Raw genomic sequence first — 19,073 nt, forward strand, 5'->3', positions numbered from 1 at the left:
AAAATAATGATAAAAAACTTGGTTTTTCAATAACAAGCCCCAAATCTACTAATTGTTTACTTTCACTATAACTCAGTCTTGATTTCCAGTTCCCTTGGATAAACCACCGTTGGAAGTAAACCCATTTTCTGGATAATCAGCCCTCCGACATCCCGGGCGATGTAGGTCATCAACCCACCGCCGAGCCCCGAGTAGCCTTCCCGGCTGATAATGTACACATCCCTGTGTAAGGGATAACGTTTGAATTCCAATCCCTCCTGAAACGGCTGGATGTACTCGGCAAGCGAATCTGGCTTAGCGTCCTTTGCCACTCCCATCACCCGAATGCCTTTCGACAGTTCTTCCGATGCCAGAGAGTGCCCGTCACTAATCCAGCTTACTCCGATGAAACCCAGGTGCGTCGGGTTCTCCCGCACATCCTTGATCACATTTTCATTTGAGCCCGCCGATATGATCCTCAGTTTCTGTATATTCTTGACGCCAAATTTGTTAAGCACAAAATTAAGGTTACTTGCATTGGCATTGTCGAAAACCAGAGTGATCAGTCCCTGCTGTTCACCTTTGATCTGGGACCAATCGGTGATTTTACCTTCTATAATCGCTTTCAGTTCCGGCACCGTGATAAGGCTATCCGTATTACTTTTTCCGATCACCAAGGCCAGCCCGTCAGTCGCAATATGCTGAAATTTCTGGCTACCTTTTTGCCTTTTAATAACTTCCAGCTCCTTCTCGCTCAATTGGCGCGTCGTGAAAATTATTCTTGCGCTATCATTCAACAATTGTCGAATGGCTTCCTGCTCCGGCTTAAAGTCGATATTGAAATGTGTATTCGGGTAAATCCCCTCATAAGCGTTTGTCAACGACTTCACCAGCGGCTTAAACGACTCGTCGGCCGCAATGGTAATGGTGCCTTGCCGGGGGTTATCCAGGTCACCGTTAGACGAGTTACACCTCAATAGTCCTGCTACTCCGAGCGGTAGCAACAGCAGTAGTGCTGCCAGTTTCGTTTTCATGACTCCTCCTGATTTCTTCTCAACACTCTGTACCCTCGGTAAAGCCCATATAAAATAAGCGTGCCAGCAAAAACATACCGCCAAACGCTACCGATAGGTAACAATCTAAAAGAGAAGGAGGAGAAGATCAAAAAGACCCCTCCTCCTACGTATGTCAGAGCCATTACCGAAGAGGTCAGATCACCGAGCTTTTCATGCAATGGTTTCCCCCTCATGCCTTACTCCAATTGGAAGTTAATTGGCAGGTTGTATTTTACACGAACTGCACGTCCTGATTGCTTTCCTGGCTTCCACTTTGGCATAGCTTTCACTACACGTATCGCTTCTTCATCGCAACCAAAACCCAATCCTTTCAATACAGCCACATCCTGGATACTTCCGTCGATGTTAACAACGAAGGATAAGAACACCCTTCCTGAAACGTTAGCACGGGATGCCGCACTCGGGTATTTGATATTTTTTGAAAGATACTTGTACATTTCTGTGGTACCTCCCGGGAACTCAGGTTGCTGTTCAACCACTGTAAATACCTTTTCAGGCTCAGGGGCTGCTTCCACTACTGTTCCTTTGCTAGGCGCCGCAACAGCTTCGGGTGCAACAATGATTTCGTTCGCATTAGGATCACCTTCAATGGTTTTGTCAGCAACAACAGCTTCTTTGATTTCCTCAACTGTTGGTGGTGGCACCTCTTCGGGAACCTCTTCATCTTTCTTAACCTCAGGAGGCAAAAACTTCACCGTGTTCACCTTGGGTGCTTCCACTGGTGGTGGTGGCGGTGGTGGTGGTTCTGCCGGGTCAATTGGCGGCGGCGGAATCTTCATCAAATCCACTTCAACCATCGGTGCTTCTTCCTCTTTACCAGCCGTCAAGCTATTGATGATCGACGGTGTAAACATGGCAAGAACAAAAAGTGCAGCTCCGATTATAGTGGCCTTCGTCACATCTCTGCGATATCCTTGACGAAGTTCAAAAGCTCCGTACGCCTTATTACGATCCGCAAACACTATGTCATCCAGTGTTGCATTCGGGCTTATCTCTGCCATGGCGCTGTGATTAATTTTGATTTGGAATTAATTTTTCGGTATTACTTTATCGCCCAGGACCTTCTTTTCCGCATCGGTCAGATTGTCCACAAGCGCATAACGCTTGGTTTTTGTAATCGCCATCTCGTCCAGAACGTCTACCATATTTTTGTAAGTAGATACTGCCGTTGGCTTGATCACCACAACAAACGCTTCATTACCGTCTTCGTCCTTTGGATTAGCTGCATTAATACGCTTCTGAGATGCGAAGATCACGCTTCTAAGATCAAACCCATAGCGGGTTGTCTTTAAATCAGTCTTTGCTTTATCATCATCCGCAGCGATACCATCCAGATAATATACGTCGTCGTTAGCGCCCATAAACAGGGTCAATACTTTCGACGCTTTCAAAGGTTCTGTCGGCTTTTCCTGATCTTCGGTCTTGTCAGGCACAGCAAGCGACATGGATGTCGGTTTTGACATTGTTGTCGCAAGCATGAAAAAAGTGATAAGCAAAAATCCTAGGTCCACCATTGGGGTCATGTCCACACGGGTGGACATTTTCTTACCGCGTACCTTACCATCACCTTTACCGTGCCCACCACCACCGGATTCTTCAATTGCTGCCATTTCTTCTAAATATTAAATGATAACATTATTAGTTTGTATAACCGGCCGGTGCTTGTTCGCTACCTGTGATCAGGTTGAACTTGTTAATATTCTGCGATTGCAGGTTCGCCAGTACGTCTTTGAATGCAGGGAATTTCGACAGATTGTCTCCTTTCAATGCGATACGTAGCTGGCTGTCCGCTTTACGTGCAGCATAAACCCAGTCTGCCAATTCGCTGGCGCCTGTGGAATCAACCGGGATCCCTGGTTGCTTCACCTGGCTCATTTGCTCCTTTGGCATGTTCAGCCAGGGCTTCAACTGATTCAGGGGCACACCAAAGCTCGACTGCAGTGCAAACTTGGCTTTCTCTGTATCAGTGAATGTGATGCCTTTAGCCTGACCAATGTTCTCCAGCATCGCAGCGCGAGTAGGCTGGGCGTCAACACCAAAGAACACCTTCCCTGATTTATCAATACTAATGACCATAATCTTATCATCCGGCACTTTGATCTGCGAAATCGATGTAGGTGTTGTAATCTCTGCATCGTTCGACTTAAAAGTCGCCGTCATAATGAAGAATGTCAAGAGCAAGAAGGCAACATCCGTCATGGCCGTCATATCAGTATGCGGCGCATGTTTCTTAGGCCTTACCTTTCCCATACAAATATATAAGTTTTTTTTATATTAACGAAACTTCACTATAAAATAGTTCAGCGAACTATTAATAATGTGCAGCAAAGTTCGACTGAAGGCTCATGCCGATTTCGTCGATGCTGTAAGTAAGGTCGTCAACACGGCTGTTCAGGTAAGCATAAGAGATTGTAGCGATTGCCGAAGTACCGATACCCAACGCTGTATTGATAAGAGCCTCAGAAATACCAGTCGCAAGAGCCGCAGAGTCAGGAGAACCTGATGTACCCAAAGCCGCGAACGCCTTGATCATACCAATTACTGTTCCAAGAAGCGCCAAGAGGGTAGATGCACCCGCAAGTGTTGCGATGATGGTAAGGTTTTTCTGAAGCATTGGAAGTTCAAGCGTAGTAGCCTCTTCGATCTCTTTCTGAAGAGCCGCCAATTTCTGCTCTTTGTCAAGCGCAGTCTCAGTGGTCAATTGCTTATATTTCAACAGACCTGCTTTGATAACGTTACCAACAGATCCTTTTTGTCTATCGCATTCTTTGATAGCTTCTTCGATTTGGTTTTTGTCAAGCAGGCTTCTCACTTTGCGAACGAACGAATCAATGCTGCCTGAGCCGCTTGCTTTGTTCAATGTGATCAGACGCTCGATTGTAAAGGTCAATACAATGAGGAAACACGTCATCAAGATTGGTACGATAGGACCTCCCTTGTAAACGATTCCGTAGTAATCACCATCGATAGGCCCTTTTTCGTGATCGCCATCTTTGAAGTGTTCGGGAGCACCCAACACGAAAATGTAAACGCAAAGTGCAATCGCAAAAAGGAGAGGGATTACCAATGCCGGGTTCAAACCGCCTTTGCCTTTAGTTGCTGCCGCAGCAGGCTTTGGAGCTGGTGCCGGACTTGTAGCTTTCTTTTCCATCAGACTTACTTTTAAAGGTTAAATTGAGATTTTGGTTGTGAATTAAATAAAACTTTTGGTTTAAACTGGTTTTCGTAAAATAAAATTTTGAATGCCTCTCGGATAAACGACATCTACAAAAGTATGAGTTTTCCTTTTAAAAAAAAGCAAGCGTTTCGGCAGATTTTTTCTCAAATTTTTCGCAGAAACCGCTCCGAATTGCATAATTTAAAGATTACCCTCCCTTCTATTTTTAGTAAAAATTCCTGTTTTAATACTGATCTGTAAGGAAATACCCGCATCGCAGGCACTTTCATATAATTGTACTCTTTGCGTTCATATGTAGCAACATGTTTTTTAGTGAGGAGATTTGCATTTCAAAATATTTCAACATTACCTTAGAAAAGCAAATATTATTTTCCTCCTACTAAGTGTCTTGACAACAATTTTAAATTTCACATGCCGGAAATTTCCCCCATGTCGTGAAATTTGACTTAATCAATCCGTTCGCAGCCCTGATTTTTCTCCCTGCGAAGACCGCCCTCTTCAATTTCCCGGAGCTTACCACTAACGGAATGACAAAAATCCGGTAATTTTGGCTTTACATGCATGATGTGGCTGTTAACTTAACAAATTCTTAAAATACCATGAAGATAGACCAGGAGTCGCTCAACAAGATCGCGCACCTTGCGCGGTTGGAGATCAGGCCCGAGGAAGAAGCGGCGCTCTTAAATAGCATGGATTCAGTTCTTACCTGGATGGACCAGCTCAATGAAATAGATACGCAAGGAGTGGAGCCTTTGACGCACATGCTTGACGAAGAAAATAACTGGCGTGAGGATAAGGGTGCCAACACGCTCACCCGTGAAGAAGCATTGTCGAATGCGCCGTCGAAAAACAGTACATATATAATGGTACCTAAGGTGATTGAGTAAGTATAGGACACAATGTCCTATACCTCAACAATTGATTTCAAAATCATCGGCGTCTGATAACGCGGGGAAGCTCAGGCGGTAAGCATCGAGCTCCGCCTTTGAAATATGTACGACTCTTTCCGTTTCCTGGTTGGTGAGCATTGCCGCGGGTTCGCCCAGGTAATCGAGCGCCACGGAATCGCCGCGGTATTCAAGTCCGTTCCCATCGATCCCAATCCGGTTTACTCCCACTACATAACATTGATTTTCGATTGCCCTCGCTTGCAGGAGCGTATTCCAAGCATGCGCTCGGCGTGCGGGCCAGTTCGCTACATATAATAAGATGTCGTAGGGATCGCGTTGCAGGTTACGACTCCATACAGGGAATCGGAGATCATAACAAACCAGTGGACATATTTTCCAGCCCTTCCATTCAACCATCAGCCGCGTACTGCCCGCAGTGTAATGGTCATTCTCCTCCCCCATCCTAAAAAGATGCCGCTTGTCGCTCTTGGACCAGGTGCCGTCCGGGCGCACGCACAGCAGGCGATTAAAGTAATTGCCTCCGTCATTCACCGCAAAGCTTCCGATCATCAGTGCATTGGTCTGCTTTGCAACCTGCTTCATCCAGCGCGTGGTGGTAAGGTTCATCGGCTCAGCGAGCGCTGTATTCATCGTGAAACCGGTGTTAAACATTTCCGGTAATACGATCACATCGATGGGCTCCGGCAATGCCGCCAGCTTTTCTTCGAATGTGGCCAGGTTGGCCGTCACATTTTCCCAATGTAAATCAGCTTGGACCAATGCGATCGAAAGGGTTTCCGTGTGTTCCTGCATTCCCGAATATCTATTTGTTAAAACCTATCTTCGGCTGGGGAAACGCATGCGGTAATCAGCATCCACATTGCCTTTAGAAATATCCGTTAATTTTTTTTTGATGAACTGTTTTTTCAGCGTCGGCAGGTAATCCACGAATAGCTTTCCAAGCAAATGGTCATATTCGTGCTGAATAATGCGGGCGGCCATCCCGGAATATACTTCTTCATGCTCATTCCAATCGAGGTCGCGGTAACGGATACGGAGCGTGTCAGGGCGGTACACGTCGCCGCGGATGCCCGGAATACTCAGGCAACCTTCTTCGAATGCCCACTCTTCCCCGGTTTCTTCCAGTATTTCAGGATTTATAAATGTTTTTTTGAAATCGACCAGCGACAAATCCGGTTCGTCGTCGTCCTCCTCCTCATCCTTTTCGGCAAACGGCGTACCGTCCACTACGAAAATGCGGATATTCAGACCGATCTGTGGCGCGGCCAGGCCTACCCCGTTGGCGCCATGCATGGTTTCAAACATATCCTCCGAAAGCTTCTTCAAATCCACTTCATCTCTGTCGATAAAACGGGTTGGCTTTCTCAGGATCGGGTCACCGTATGCAACTATTGGATAAATCATGTTAATTGAAACTTTTCTTCCTATATAATATATACTACTTACAAATTCTACCTTTTGCTTTCCATGTAGGACTGGAGAATGATCGTCGCGCTCACTTTGTCGATATTTCCTTTATCACGCCGGTCGCTCTTTTTCGACCCTGCGGCGATCATGGATTGAAGCGCCATGGATGATGTAAAACGCTCGTCGTGCAAATGCACCGGGATTTCGGGAAATGTCTTTTGCAATGTTTTGACAAAAGCAGAGACCCTCGCCGCATTCTCGCTATCCGTATTATCGAGCTTTTTAGGCATTCCAACTACAAATGCTTCCACTTCCTCAGCCAACGTATACTTTTTTAGAAAATCGGCCAGCTGGTGTGTGGGAACCGTATCGAGTGCAGTTGCGATGATTTTCAACGGGTCTGTTACGGCTATTCCGCTGCGTTTGGCACCGTAATCGATCGCCAGGAGACGTGGCATGGGCTTAAAATATGTTAATAGTTTGCAAAGATAAGACCTTTCGGTTAGCTTTTCCCGATTGGCTGCCCGATTGCACATTTTGGCAGCAAGCATTCCCGAATCCGACTATCTTTGCTATATGATTGAAAAGCGCTGGATACATTACCCTCCTTTCACCTCTGAACAAGAACAGGTTGCACAGAGACTTACAGAATCCCTCAAAGTAAGTCCTTCGCTGGCAATGCTTTTGGTTCAGCGCGGTATTTTGGATTTCGACCAATCGCGCGATTTTTTCCGCCCTGATATTAAACATCTGCACGACCCGTTCATGATGAAGGACATGGAAGAGGGAGTAGATCGTTTGATCAAAGCTATTGATTACAATGAGAAAATACTGGTGTACGGTGACTACGATGTGGATGGTACCACTTCCGTCGCACTGTTTTATGGTTTTCTCAAAAGATTTTATCCAAATCTGGACTATTACATTCCCGATCGCTACGAGGAAGGCTACGGTGTTTCCTGGCAAGGTGTGGAGTGGGCCGCTGTCAATGGCTATTCCTTAATAGTCACACTTGATTGCGGCGTAAAATCTGTTGACAAAGTAACCGCCGCAGCGGAAAAAGGTATCGATTTCATCATATGCGACCACCACCGACCTGGCGACGAACTTCCGCCGGCAGTGGCTGTACTTGACCCAAAACGCGAGGATTGCCTTTATCCTTATAAAGAGCTAACCGGTTGTGGTGTAGGTTTCAAGCTTTTGCAGGCATTTTGTATCAAACAAGGCCTCGATCCCGCAACGCTTTACGACTATCTGGATTTGCTGGTAGTCAGCATTGCTTCCGACATTGTGCCCATTACCGGCGAAAACCGCATACTGGCCTATTATGGGTTGCAGACATTGAATGCTAAACCCAGAACGGGCATTAAGGCATTAATACAGATTTCGGGCATGAGCGGGGCGCTGGATATTACCAATGTCGTGTTTGGGCTTGGGCCGAGGATCAATGCGGCTGGAAGGATCAAGCATGCTAAGGAAGCTGTGCGACTGTTGCTCTCGGAGATTGAGGAAGAGGCCCTGGAATTTGCGGAAGAGATCAACAAACACAATAGCGAACGCCGTAGTTTCGATTCGAGCATTACCGAGCAGGCACTTCTTATGATCGAAAACGATGAATGGTTTTCGAATGCAAAAAGTACTGTATTATATAAGGAAGACTGGCATAAAGGCGTAATCGGGATTGTGGCCAGCCGGTGTATCGAGAAATACCATCGTCCAACGATCATTCTGACACAATCACACGGAAAAGCGGCCGGTTCGGCACGTTCTGTCCCGGGTTTTGATGTCTATGAAGCGATCGAAGAATGTGCCGATCTTTTGGAACAATATGGCGGCCATACCTTTGCTGCAGGACTGACATTGCCATTAGATAATGTCGAGGCATTCCGGACGCGGTTCAATGAAATCGTGAGTAGCCGCATCCTGCCGGATCAGCTTGTGCCGATGATCAACGTGGATATGCTGCTGGATCTCGAACATATTACGCCAAAGTTTTACAACGTCCTCCGGCAAATGGGTCCATTTGGGCCAGGCAATATGACGCCGGTTTTTGAATCAAGGAATATGACGCTGGTCGGCCGCCCGAGTTTGATGAAGGAAAAGCATATTAAGTTTGAAGTAAAACAGAACAACTCGGCGGCGTTTACCGCAGTCGGTTTCGGAATGGGACATTTTTATCCTGATATTGTCAATGGAAGACCATTCTCGATCTGCTATTGCCTCGAAGAGAATAATTTCCGTGATAAGAAAACCTTACAGCTTTCGTTGAAAGACATCAAGCTGCATTGAAAGCACTTTAACGAACAATGATACTAAGAACTGAAAACCTGGTTAAGAAATACGGGGTTCGTCTTGTCAATAATAATGTAAGCTACCAGGTGGAGCAAGGCGAGATCGTCGGGCTACTCGGACCGAACGGTGCAGGTAAAACCACATCCTTTTATATGGCGGTGGGACTCGTGAAGCCTAATAGCGGCAAAGTATATCTCGACGACAAGGACATTACGAGCCTCCCTATGTACAAGCGCGCACGACTTGGCCTGGGTTATCTCGCACAGGAAGCATCCGTTTTCCGCACATTGACAGTGGAAGAAAATATTAAAGCTGTACTGGAAATGACCGACCTTTCCCGAGCAGACCAGAAACACAAGGTCGAAGAACTGATCGAAGAATTTCACCTTGGGCACGTCCGTAAAAGTAAGGGGATGGTACTATCAGGTGGTGAGCGCCGCCGGACGGAAATCGCGAGAGCGCTGGCCGTGGACCCCAAGTTCATTCTACTTGATGAGCCATTCGCTGGCGTAGACCCTATTGCTGTGGAAGATATCCAAAGCATTGTTGCCAAGCTAAAACACAAAAACATCGGCATTCTCATTACCGACCACAATGTAAACGAAACCCTTTCGATTACCGACCGGGCCTATTTGCTATTTGAGGGAAAGATATTGAAACAGGGAACAGCCGAAGATCTGGCGGAAGATGAAGTAGTGCGGCGCGTTTACCTGGGTCAGAATTTCGAGTTAAAAAGGAAGATCTGAAAGCCTCCAGCATAGAAAAGGGAACGCTCAGATGGCACTCCCTCTCTTACAATTATTCACCATGAACTGTATTACTCATTAATGGAGTAACAGCAAATGTTACTTTTTAGGGCACTTTTTACAATGCTTACCCTTCTTCTTGTATTTCTCGCAACACTTCTTAAACACACATTCACTACTGTCTTCGAAGCTTTTCATCCAGAAACACCCTTGTTCAGCTCCCACATTGTAATCAGTATCAATCAAAGCGCTCATTCACATTGCCGTTTAAACCGAGGCAAATATATTATCTATTTAGAATGATTCAAATGTTTGACAAAAATTATTTTGAACAAATCTAAATAGACAAAATTTAGCATAGGGTCACTTCACGTAACCCTTCTTTTTCAAAGTATGCTACATTCTCGCAAGAGCCGAACTGATCGATTAAATGTCATGGGATCTTTTCCCATATTTCATGTACAGGTTTGCCATCGCTGCTTTTGCCGCTATGGTCCCAGCGGCCATTGTCCAGCTTGAAAGCAAATGACAATGATGAACCGACGCGGTTGTTATCTTTAGAGAAGAACTGGATATTTTCGGTGTATTTTCCGTCTTTGGCCGTGTAAGTTCCCCCGCCGGTTGCATAAAATCCTTTCACGGCAGGATCAACGGCAAACCATTGAAAACGGGTTTTAGAAAGTAATTTAAGTGTTTTACGCGTCCCATCCTGGTGTATTTGGACCAATGAGCCCTGCCCGTTGTCGCGTTCGGTAATGTGCCATGCACCAGCCATAGGTACGTTCGTGGCATCATCCACACGCATCCATACCATCGCTTCTTCATAGCGCAATGTCAGAATATCATCCTTCACAGTCACATTGAACACAATTGGAATTCCGATTTTTGCGGTATCAGCCGAATTGAATTCGGGCGTGTAGGTCATCTTATCTCCTTCCATTGAGAACGGCCCACCTTCCGTTCGCTCGAAGTATTTGTTACCAATGCTATACGAGGCAATGACCAGGTAATTATCGGCCACAATGAGGGTTGAAGCGCTGCCCGTCGGCTCCTGCGACTTCCACGCGCCTTTGGGGACCTGGGCGAATGACAGAAAAGATATAAGCAAAAAGGCGGTCGTAAGTATATGTTTCATTGCATTTGGTTTAATGGAGTTACCATATACGTTATCAAAATTATGCCAATTTATGTCTTAGGCAACTTTCAGCGCAAAACTTCTCGCAAAACATCCAGCGACTTGATCTCTCCCAGCCCTTCCATGTGGATTTTGTAAAAGAAAATCATCTTTTCCAAGATATTAGCACGACGTGTCCTGTCCAACGCAACGGACAAACCGTAGCCATTTTCCAGCATTTGTTCCGTAACCTGATGCTCTTGCGCATCTGGCAAATGCGGATAATGATTAGCCTTCAATTCACTTTCAAGGTCATGGACCGTCTCCACTCCAAAGCCAAGATAGTGTGCTAGCTGCACCAAAAACTGAATATGAAAGTTTTCAAAACCTGTTTCAGCCTCATCTAGATACAGCACCGATTGCTCAATAAAATGGAACAATGGCTCGTTATTTTCTTCCTCGCGTAAAGTTTTGCCGAGCATTTCAGTCATAAAGAGCGCCAGACCCGATTTTGTTACATCATAGGGGATTGTGAAAAATGGAGCGTAGCATTTGATCTCCGAAATACGGTGAATGGAATCTTCCTTACGTTTGTGATACACGACCATATCAAGCAAGGTAAGCGGCTGAAAGAACGCTATCCGGTTGGTTTTCGACTTGCTGCTTCGCACGCCATTGACTATATAAGTTTGTATACCAAAGGCTTCCGTGTAGATTTTAGCTATGATCGAAGACTCCCTGTAACGGATGTAGCTCAATGCAATACCACGGGTTTTGTGAAGCATATAAATTTTAATATCTATCTGATCAAAAATAGCTATCTTTCTTATAATAGATAGTTTTATCTAATGCGGCCAGGCAGTTAAAACTGCCGACATTGAATTGGGTGGAGCAGTGATTTTACCAAGAGACACCAAATCCAGGCCCGTCGATTTTTCAACCCACGGAAGGATTTGAAAAATTGGGCATTTTTGGAGTTTTTTAAGCCAAAGGATTTGTACCTTTGTAAGAAATAACGAACTAAACGAGAATAGAATTTCGTTAGGTTAATATTCAGGGAATACGCTTTGCATACCAGCAAGCACCAATATCTCTAAGCACAACTCTTCTTATGAGCGACGCCATTAAGCATGAGTGCGGCATAGCACTTATCCGTCTTAGAAAGCCTTACCAATACTACATCGACAAGTACGAAACGCCGTTGTATGCTGTCCACAAGCTTTCGGTTATGATGGAAAAACAGGTTAACCGGGGCCAGGATGGAGCCGGAGTAGCCAATATCAAGATCGACGTCCCACCCGGGAAACGGTATATCAGTCGATACAGATCCGTAGAGCCTCAGCCACTTACGGATATTTTTTCCAAAATCCACAAGAAATTCCGAAAAGGTCTTAAAAACAATAGAGATCACGCCAGCGACGGGAAATGGTTGCAGGAAAACCTTGCTTTCACGGGCGAAGTATGGCTAGGGCATCTTCGCTATGGTACGCACGGCACCAACGAAGTGGAGAACTGCCACCCGATGTTGCGCCAAAGCAACTGGAGAAGCCGCAACCTGGTTATGGCTGGTAATTTCAACATGACCAACGTGGATGAACTTTTCGGAAAATTGGTTTCATTAGGCCAGCATCCGAAAGAGAAAGTAGACACCGTAACGGTAATGGAAAAAATTGGACATTTCCTAGATGAAGAAAACCAGCGAGTGTTCGAGCGTTTCAAAGGAGTATATGAAAACCCGACGTTGTCCGACGTCATCGAAGACAACATCGATCTGCCCCGCCTGCTATACCGCTCTTGTCGTGACTTCGACGGTGGTTACGCAATGTGTGGTCTTACCGGTTACGGAGCATCCTTCGTGATTCGTGACCCGGCTGGCATCCGCCCGGCATTCTATTATGCTGATGATGAAGTGGTTGTGGTAGCGTCTGAAAAGCAGGCAATCAAGGCAGCTTTCAACGTCGATTATAATCAGATCACTGAAATAACGCCTGGGTCTGCCCTTATTATTGATAAAAATGGCGAGTACAACGAGTTCCCGATCCTTCCACGCCTGGAAAAACGATCGTGTAGTTTCGAGCGCATTTACTTCTCCCGTGGAACCGATCCGGATATTTATAACGAGCGTAAGCAGCTCGGAAAATTGCTGATCCCACAGATTCTCAAAGAAGTTAATTACGACCTCGAAAACACGATTTTCTCTTATATTCCTAATACTGCTGAAACGGCGTTCCTGGGAATGATCGAAGGTCTGGAAGAATACCTGGCCAAGAAGCGGAAGCAGGCCATCATGGAAGGAATCCTTTTTGAAGCCGACCTTGAAAAGGTGCTTTCGTTCCGACCCAGAATCGAAAAACTGGTAACAAAAGATGTGAAGTCACGCACATTCATCACAGCGGACGCTTTGCGCGATGATATGGTTTCGAGCGTATATGACACAACTTTTGAAGTGGTTCGCAAGAATATAGACACCGTCGTGATCATCGATGACTCTATTGTACGCGGTACTACGCTTGAAAAGAGCATTCTGACCATGCTTGACCGTCTGAAACCGAAGAAAATAGTCGTTGCCTCTTCGGCACCGCAAATCCGCTTCCCTGATTGCTATGGTATCGATATGTCCAGAATGAAGGATTTTGTCGCTTACCGTGCTGTATTGAAGTTGTTGGAAGAACGCGATATGGAATACAAATTGGAAGATGCTTACACTCAAAGTGTTACGGCATTAGCAACGAAGAATCCATATCATACCAACTTTGTCAAAGCATTATATGAGCCTTTCACCGACGAAGAGATTTCGCAAAAAATTGCTGAGATTATTCGCCCTAAGGGCTTGAATGCCGAGCTTTCAGTGGTTTTCCAGACAGTAGAAAACCTGCACAAAGCCTGCCCTGCCCACCTGGGAGACTGGTACTTCACCGGAAACTATCCCACACAAGGTGGCAATAAAGTTGTGAACAAGGCCTTTACTAATTCTTATGAGGGTAAATTAGAAAGGGCTTACTGATATTAAGTTTTAAATTATAATAGCCGACTTGGAAACAGGTTGGCTATTTTTTTGTGCGACATTTCTATTAATTTGCCAGCTCAATTCACAACCTAATCTCATGACCCGATTTAACACTATCCAATTCATTAAAAAGGCTGTTTCCGCGTTTGCGCTGATCCTGACAGCAACTCTGTCGCAAGCACAAGGCACCTTGAACGACATTGCCTTCCTCGACGGCCGATGGCTGGGGACTTATAATGGCGGCCCTATTGAAGCTTCATGGACCGCTCCGAAAGGCAACAACATCGTCGGCTTTATTCGGATGATCAAAGACGACAAACCTGCTCTGTATGAGCTTTTCGCATTTGAACAAACTGAAAAAGGCCCGGTTGCGATGGTAAAGCATTTCAAACCCGGAATGATATCACTGGAAGAAAAGGACGTAGCCGACCGTTACAATTTTATCGAGGCAAAAACGAATCAGGCGTTATTTGAAAAAGATGATGCATCTGTGCGTATCATTTATGAAAGACGTTCCGCCACCCAACTTGTAATTCAACGTGGAAAGAAGGAAAACGATAAATGGAGCTTTGTAGACCTGTTTATTTTTAATAAAATTCCTTGATTTCAGAAAAATATCCAGCAGACAGCAATCCACCCGGGTTGCTGTTTTTTTATGCTCAGTTTTTTAGAATCAGGTAAACTCCACCGACGAGCAGCACTGTGCCCAGGATACGTGGCAAGTTCATTTGATGTACTGCAAAACCCTGTAAACCAAAATGGTCGATAGTCATTACGGTCACCATTTGTCCTGCTATCACTAGACACATCATATTGGCCGGACCAATATTACGGACGATAAAAATAACTGTAATTACATAAAATGCCCCCAGCACGCCTCCCATGAACCGCGTCCATGAAACCTGTTTAAGATCGGCCAGAGAAGGGACTGGATTTTGATTAAAGCAGGCAAAGGCAATGCTCAGTACTAATAGACCTACTAAAAAAGAGGTCATCGCCGCGAGAATGGGGTTATTGATCGACTCGCGGAGCTGCGTGTTCACGCCCGATTGGACGGCATTGCTGATGCCAATGAGAAAGGCAAAGATCAGGAAAATCCAGTTCATGCGGAAGGACGGTGATTTTTTACACGAAGTTAAGGCATTCCTCCCGATCGTGCTACTGCTTCAGGTCGCTTACCTTGTCGGGATCCACGGTTTTGAAACGGCCATACACACGCAGGATAATCCCCAGCGCGACGGTTACCTCCGCCGCGGCAACGACAATGACGAAAAGTGCGAAGAGTTGCCCACTCAACCGTTCAGGATCATGCCGACTAAATGCCACCAGATTGATGTTGACTGCGTTAAGCATCAGTTCAATACCTAGCAGCATGCCGATAAAATGCCGCTTCGTAATAGAAATGGCCAGTCCTATGCAAAACAATGCAGCTGCGACGATCAGATAATATTGAACGGGAATTCCTGTCATGAGCTTGGATTTCGGTTTAACGCAAGATATGCCGCGCCAATCAGCGCCACCAGCAAAAGGATAGCGGCTATTTCGAAAGGCAACAAATGGCTTGTCATCAGCGCCACACCGATCGTTTTGATTGTCGATTTGCTGCTCATCTCCTCTCCCGCCATTTTAAAATCAGACGAGAGAATCACTTTAAGCATTAAAATAAAGAATCCGGTCCCAATCAGCGAACCCCACACCTGCCGCGAAATAGGTGCCTCCACGCGATTATGGCGGGTCGAATCATCGCTTTTTTCCTTTTTTTGCGTGAGCATGATCCCGAAAATCAGCAGTACTAAAATACCACCTACATAAATCATGATCTGCGAAACGGCCAGGAAATCTGCCCCCGCGAGCACGTACAGCGCAGCTACACCAAGGAATGCAAGAAACAATGCGAATGCGCCGTAAATCAGGTTTTTCGAAAAAAGTATAAAAAGGCCTGCCGCGAGCGTCAATGCAGAAAATATGTAAAATATAATTGCTTCCATCTACGCTTATTCCTTGGGTTTTGGTTTCATCGTCGGACGGAACGCTGGTTTGGCAGCTGGCATTTCAACAGGTTCAATAGCGGCAGGCTCGACAGCAGGCTTTTCGACCACCTCAATTGGCGTCTCTGAAACTGGTGTTTCTGAAACAGGCTTGTCCACATTTTCATCCGAGACTGCTTTCGGCTTCATTGTTGGACGGAATGCAGGCTTAGCGGCTACTGGTTTCTCAACAGGATCGACAGACCCTTCCAGCACGGGCTTCTCTACATTTTCATCCACAACCACTTTTGGCTTCATTGAGGGACGGAACGGCGCTTTGGCAACAGGCTTTTCAACCGGCCCAAGGGGCGTTTCGGTAACAGGCTTTTCTACATTTTCTTCCGAAACTACCTTCGGCTTCATTGAAGGACGGAACGGAGCCTTAGCAGCAGGCTTCTCAACCGGCTCGGCGGGCATTTCGGTAACAGGTTTCTCTGCATTTTCCTTCGCAACAACCTTTGGTTCTAATGTCGGACGGAAAACCGGCTTCGCCGCAGCGGGCTTTTCAATAGCTTCCGAATCGGTTATGGTTGGCTCCTCCTCAATTTTTTTTGGCTTCATCACCGGTTTAAATGCCGGCTTAACAGCAGGTTTAACTGATTCGGTAGTTTGCGCTGACTCTTCTTTTGCCGCCGGCTCTTCGACAGGTTTTGGCTTAATTGTAGGTTTGAAAACAGGTCTTGCCGGTGCGTCGGTACTAGGAGCAACCGCGGCGGAAGCCGGGGCTGCCTTTGTGGCCTTTAACGCCTCTTTCTCTTTCTGGAACTGTTCCAGCAACGCTCGTTTCTCGTCTGCCTGCCCGGATGTGAGGTTGGAATAATTGTAAACCATATCCCGCACATCCAGCTCACTATAATCGAATGTCTTGGTCATTGTGAGACACTCCGTCGGGCATACGGTAGTGCAAAGGCCGCAATAGCAGCATTTAGCCATATCGATATCGAATTTGGCCGCATACAAGCGGATTGGCGAGCCATCTGAGGCTCGCCCCACATCCTCCACCGCTTTAATAGGCTCGATATCGATGCAGTCCACTGGACATACCTTTGCACATTTGTCGCAGACAATGCAATCGTCCATCTCATTATGCAAACGATACCTGCCATTATCCGGAATGGGAATAGTTTCCAACGGATACTGAATGGTTACGATGCCATCCTGCTGATCGTAAAAATTGGACGAACGGATATCCCCAGGCTTACGGCTTTTACGCGCATTCCACAGGTGTCGTAGCGTGAGCCGCATACCTGTGAAGGTGGTGCTGATGCCGTCGGATATGTTTTTAAAGTATTCTGACAAAATCCCTGTTCGTTGGTATTACGTTTACCCTATGACAAATATAGAGTAAACGGTTCAAAAACTCACTTTTCCACATATACAGCTTCCAAAACCTCCCGTAATTCCCGCTGAATCGATTCGGTTTTATCGGCAATGTACCAGCGTTGGATATCCTCGGAAAATTCGCTGTAAGGCTTTACCGGATTAGCTTTATATTCCTTCAGAAGCGCCTGCGCACCTGCCGGGCGCGGTCCCCAGCTGAAAAGTTCGTTATAACCTTCGTCCACAGCGATCAATTTAGGGATAGACCGCCCGCCATTAGTCAAGTAGGCATCCATCAATTCAGGATTTTCATCCCGGAGCAGGAATTTGACAGTAATCAACGGATTGGAAAGCGAAGCTGCCACAATGGTAGGGATATTTTGTGCCGCGTCGCCACACCATGCTTCGGTAAGTATATACCAGGTTTGCGGTGTGTCGACCTGATCCACAGCTTCTTTCAACGAATCCTGAATGACCGTTTTTTTATTGAGCCGCTGCATTCTCGTCAGATTCAGGCGGGTGTAATGATTCAAATCTTCGGATTGCTTCGGGCCGGTTGTCCTGTTTTCCAACACAACTTTTTCCATTAAATGCATGTAATCGGAATATGAATATGCCCCTTCTGTCACTGACAATGGGAACAGGTTTGCTACGTTTTTCATTGTAATTTCATTTATTAGAAAACCCTCCGTAGGCACTTTCAGTTCACTTTTTACCATCTCAAATCGCATCGATCCTCACTCTTGACCCACATGATTTTCTAGGGCTTTAAGAAATTTTCTCGCCAATTCTTCCCTATCAAAATGGGTTCTTGCGAAACGATAACCGTTTTCTCCCTGCTTTCGTACAAGCTCCTGATTTTGCATATAGAATCGGACCTTACCGGCCAGATCCGTCGGATTTTCAGGTTCCACGAAAAGTCCTGCATCAGATTGCTCCACTAATTCGCGGGAAACACCGTCAATAGCCATTAATACAGGTTTTCGGCAGGAAAAGTAATCAAAGGTCTTGTTGCTGTAAACCGTTTTAAAGACCTCCGTTTTTTTCAGCACCGCTACACCGATATCGGCCATTACAATGTATTCGAAAATTTTCTCCTTCGGAATGGTATCCAGGAAAGATACATTTGTTAACGATCTGCCCTCCACCTCCTTCACCAGCATCTTCTTTTGCATTCCGTCACCTATTAGCAGAAAATGAGCTTCCGTGTCTGCAAGCAGAGCCGCAGCTTCAATGAGTTGGATCAAATCATTGGCCAGGCCATGCGCGCCCACATAGATAACCACAAACTTTCCATTTAACCCGTGCTTCTCACGCAACATACAAAGGCGCGCATTGTGCAGGGCTCTTTCGCCCCAATGAAAATCTGCGGCATTCGGGATTAACACTAACTTATCCGGCTCTACACATTTGTCGGAAATCAATTTTTCGCGAAAGGCTGGCGTAAGGACGTTAATCAGCCTAGCATGACGAAAAAGAAGTTTTTCAAACCAATAGGAAAGCCTGATCAACCATTTATTTTGCAAAACACCCATTTCGATCGCCGACTCAGGCCATAGGTCTCTTATTTCCAGAACCAAAGGAATACGTTTCCATTTTGCCAGAACAAATCCCGGAATACCGGTAAAAAGGGGTGGCGAGGACACAATAATATATCGATAATTTGCCGCTGCAAACCGAAATCCAGCGAAAACCGCCGCTAATGCAAAGGAAATATATCCCCAAAAACGCCCCAGCGAATTGCGGTGATAACCTCTCGAAACCCGGCAACGAATGACCCGAACGTTGTCCTTATTTTGACTTACCACGAAGCGTCTGGCAGGCTTAGTTCCGGATTTTTCCTGCATGTAGTGAACGTCTCCGGTGATCACCGTAACCGAATGCCCCTCAGCTACCCAGATCCGCGCCATCTCATTCCACCGCGAACCACCGCCGGCGTTGTCTTCGAGGAAAAATTGGTGGATGAGGAGGATGTGCATGTGATTTCGTCTGAGTTCTCAGTTTATACGCAACAAT

General features: G+C 46.0%; 21 protein-coding genes. 5 read left to right on the forward strand and 16 right to left on the reverse strand.

Going from position 1 to position 19,073, the window contains the following annotated elements; translation table 11 throughout:
- Positions 1 to 65: 65 nt before the first annotated feature.
- The 5 genes from LZD49_RS18180 to LZD49_RS18200 all read right to left on the reverse strand — a co-directional run bounded on the left by LZD49_RS18180 (position 66) and on the right by LZD49_RS18200 (position 4,206).
- A complete protein-coding gene (locus tag LZD49_RS18180; protein WP_234669000.1) occupies positions 66 to 1,013 on the reverse strand; it encodes a substrate-binding domain-containing protein in 948 nt (315 codons plus the stop codon).
- 218 nt (positions 1,014 to 1,231) lie between these two features.
- Positions 1,232 to 2,056, reverse strand: coding sequence for an energy transducer TonB (locus LZD49_RS18185; protein ID WP_234669001.1), 825 nt, complete (start codon positions 2,054 to 2,056; stop codon positions 1,232 to 1,234).
- Between the two features lie 27 nt (positions 2,057 to 2,083).
- The gene (locus tag LZD49_RS18190) at positions 2,084 to 2,665 is read right to left on the reverse strand and encodes a biopolymer transporter ExbD (RefSeq protein ID WP_234669002.1); all 582 of its coding nucleotides are present in this window, start codon (positions 2,663 to 2,665) and stop codon (positions 2,084 to 2,086) included.
- A 28-nt stretch (positions 2,666 to 2,693) separates the two neighbouring features.
- Positions 2,694 to 3,305, reverse strand: coding sequence for a biopolymer transporter ExbD (locus LZD49_RS18195; RefSeq protein WP_234669003.1), 612 nt, complete (start codon positions 3,303 to 3,305; stop codon positions 2,694 to 2,696).
- Between the two features lie 61 nt (positions 3,306 to 3,366).
- Positions 3,367 to 4,206: a MotA/TolQ/ExbB proton channel family protein gene (locus LZD49_RS18200; protein WP_234669004.1), complete on the reverse strand. Its 840-nt coding sequence runs from the start codon at positions 4,204 to 4,206 to the stop codon at positions 3,367 to 3,369.
- 626 nt (positions 4,207 to 4,832) lie between these two features.
- On the opposite strand from LZD49_RS18200, the gene gatC reads away from it, so the two are divergent.
- The gene (gene gatC / locus LZD49_RS18205) at positions 4,833 to 5,120 is read left to right on the forward strand and encodes an Asp-tRNA(Asn)/Glu-tRNA(Gln) amidotransferase subunit GatC (protein ID WP_234669005.1); all 288 of its coding nucleotides are present in this window, start codon (positions 4,833 to 4,835) and stop codon (positions 5,118 to 5,120) included.
- Positions 5,121 to 5,144: 24 nt separating this feature from the next.
- On the opposite strand, the gene LZD49_RS18210 is transcribed toward gatC, so the two are convergent.
- From LZD49_RS18210 to ruvX, 3 genes are read right to left on the reverse strand one after another with little or no spacing between them, the layout of a single operon-like run.
- On the reverse strand, positions 5,145 to 5,936 hold the full coding sequence (locus LZD49_RS18210) for an amidohydrolase (protein WP_234669006.1): 792 nt from the start codon (positions 5,934 to 5,936) through the stop codon (positions 5,145 to 5,147).
- 24 nt (positions 5,937 to 5,960) lie between these two features.
- A complete protein-coding gene (def, locus tag LZD49_RS18215; RefSeq protein ID WP_234669007.1) occupies positions 5,961 to 6,548 on the reverse strand; it encodes a peptide deformylase in 588 nt (195 codons plus the stop codon).
- 47 nt (positions 6,549 to 6,595) lie between these two features.
- Positions 6,596 to 7,009 (reverse strand): Holliday junction resolvase RuvX, encoded by a 414-nt coding sequence (gene ruvX / locus LZD49_RS18220; protein WP_234669008.1) that lies wholly within the window; start codon positions 7,007 to 7,009, stop codon positions 6,596 to 6,598.
- Between the two features lie 118 nt (positions 7,010 to 7,127).
- Here ruvX and recJ point away from each other — a divergent pair, with 118 nt between their 5' ends.
- Together recJ and lptB are read left to right on the forward strand one after the other, a co-directional pair.
- Positions 7,128 to 8,840 (forward strand): single-stranded-DNA-specific exonuclease RecJ, encoded by a 1,713-nt coding sequence (recJ, locus tag LZD49_RS18225; RefSeq protein WP_234669009.1) that lies wholly within the window; start codon positions 7,128 to 7,130, stop codon positions 8,838 to 8,840.
- A 17-nt stretch (positions 8,841 to 8,857) separates the two neighbouring features.
- A complete protein-coding gene (lptB, locus tag LZD49_RS18230) occupies positions 8,858 to 9,589 on the forward strand; it encodes an LPS export ABC transporter ATP-binding protein (RefSeq protein WP_234669010.1) in 732 nt (243 codons plus the stop codon).
- Between the two features lie 433 nt (positions 9,590 to 10,022).
- Here lptB and LZD49_RS18235 read toward each other — a convergent pair whose 3' ends face one another.
- Both LZD49_RS18235 and recO read right to left on the reverse strand, forming a co-directional pair.
- Entirely contained in the window at positions 10,023 to 10,724 is a 702-nt protein-coding gene (locus tag LZD49_RS18235; RefSeq protein ID WP_234669011.1) for a hypothetical protein, read from the reverse strand.
- A gap of 68 nt (positions 10,725 to 10,792) precedes the next feature.
- Complete coding sequence (recO, locus tag LZD49_RS18240; RefSeq protein WP_234669012.1) at positions 10,793 to 11,488, reverse strand: DNA repair protein RecO; 696 nt, start codon at positions 11,486 to 11,488, stop codon at positions 10,793 to 10,795.
- 326 nt (positions 11,489 to 11,814) lie between these two features.
- On the opposite strand from recO, the gene LZD49_RS18245 reads away from it, so the two are divergent.
- Both LZD49_RS18245 and LZD49_RS18250 read left to right on the forward strand, forming a co-directional pair.
- Entirely contained in the window at positions 11,815 to 13,707 is a 1,893-nt protein-coding gene (locus LZD49_RS18245) for an amidophosphoribosyltransferase (RefSeq protein WP_234669013.1), read from the forward strand.
- Between the two features lie 100 nt (positions 13,708 to 13,807).
- Complete coding sequence (locus LZD49_RS18250) at positions 13,808 to 14,314, forward strand: DUF6265 family protein (RefSeq protein ID WP_234669014.1); 507 nt, start codon at positions 13,808 to 13,810, stop codon at positions 14,312 to 14,314.
- 55 nt (positions 14,315 to 14,369) lie between these two features.
- On the opposite strand, the gene LZD49_RS18255 is transcribed toward LZD49_RS18250, so the two are convergent.
- The 6 genes from LZD49_RS18255 to LZD49_RS18280 all read right to left on the reverse strand — a co-directional run bounded on the left by LZD49_RS18255 (position 14,370) and on the right by LZD49_RS18280 (position 19,036).
- Complete coding sequence (locus LZD49_RS18255; RefSeq protein ID WP_234669015.1) at positions 14,370 to 14,816, reverse strand: DMT family transporter; 447 nt, start codon at positions 14,814 to 14,816, stop codon at positions 14,370 to 14,372.
- Positions 14,817 to 14,868: 52 nt separating this feature from the next.
- Positions 14,869 to 15,180 (reverse strand): NADH-quinone oxidoreductase subunit NuoK, encoded by a 312-nt coding sequence (nuoK, locus tag LZD49_RS18260; RefSeq protein ID WP_255721068.1) that lies wholly within the window; start codon positions 15,178 to 15,180, stop codon positions 14,869 to 14,871.
- Positions 15,177 to 15,698, reverse strand: a complete 522-nt coding sequence (locus LZD49_RS18265) for an NADH-quinone oxidoreductase subunit J (RefSeq protein WP_234669016.1) — start codon at positions 15,696 to 15,698, stop codon at positions 15,177 to 15,179. The genes nuoK and LZD49_RS18265 overlap by 4 nt, the downstream gene beginning before the upstream one ends.
- 6 nt (positions 15,699 to 15,704) lie before the next feature.
- Positions 15,705 to 17,036 (reverse strand): 4Fe-4S binding protein, encoded by a 1,332-nt coding sequence (locus LZD49_RS18270; RefSeq protein WP_234669017.1) that lies wholly within the window; start codon positions 17,034 to 17,036, stop codon positions 15,705 to 15,707.
- 62 nt (positions 17,037 to 17,098) lie between these two features.
- Positions 17,099 to 17,719, reverse strand: coding sequence for a thioredoxin family protein (locus LZD49_RS18275; protein ID WP_234669018.1), 621 nt, complete (start codon positions 17,717 to 17,719; stop codon positions 17,099 to 17,101).
- A 75-nt stretch (positions 17,720 to 17,794) separates the two neighbouring features.
- Positions 17,795 to 19,036, reverse strand: a complete 1,242-nt coding sequence (locus LZD49_RS18280) for a glycosyltransferase family 4 protein (RefSeq protein WP_234669019.1) — start codon at positions 19,034 to 19,036, stop codon at positions 17,795 to 17,797.
- Between the last annotated feature and the right edge of the window lie 37 nt (positions 19,037 to 19,073).

The organism is Dyadobacter sp. CY261 (assembly GCF_021440085.1).
Lineage (GTDB): Bacteria > Bacteroidota > Bacteroidia > Cytophagales > Spirosomataceae > Dyadobacter.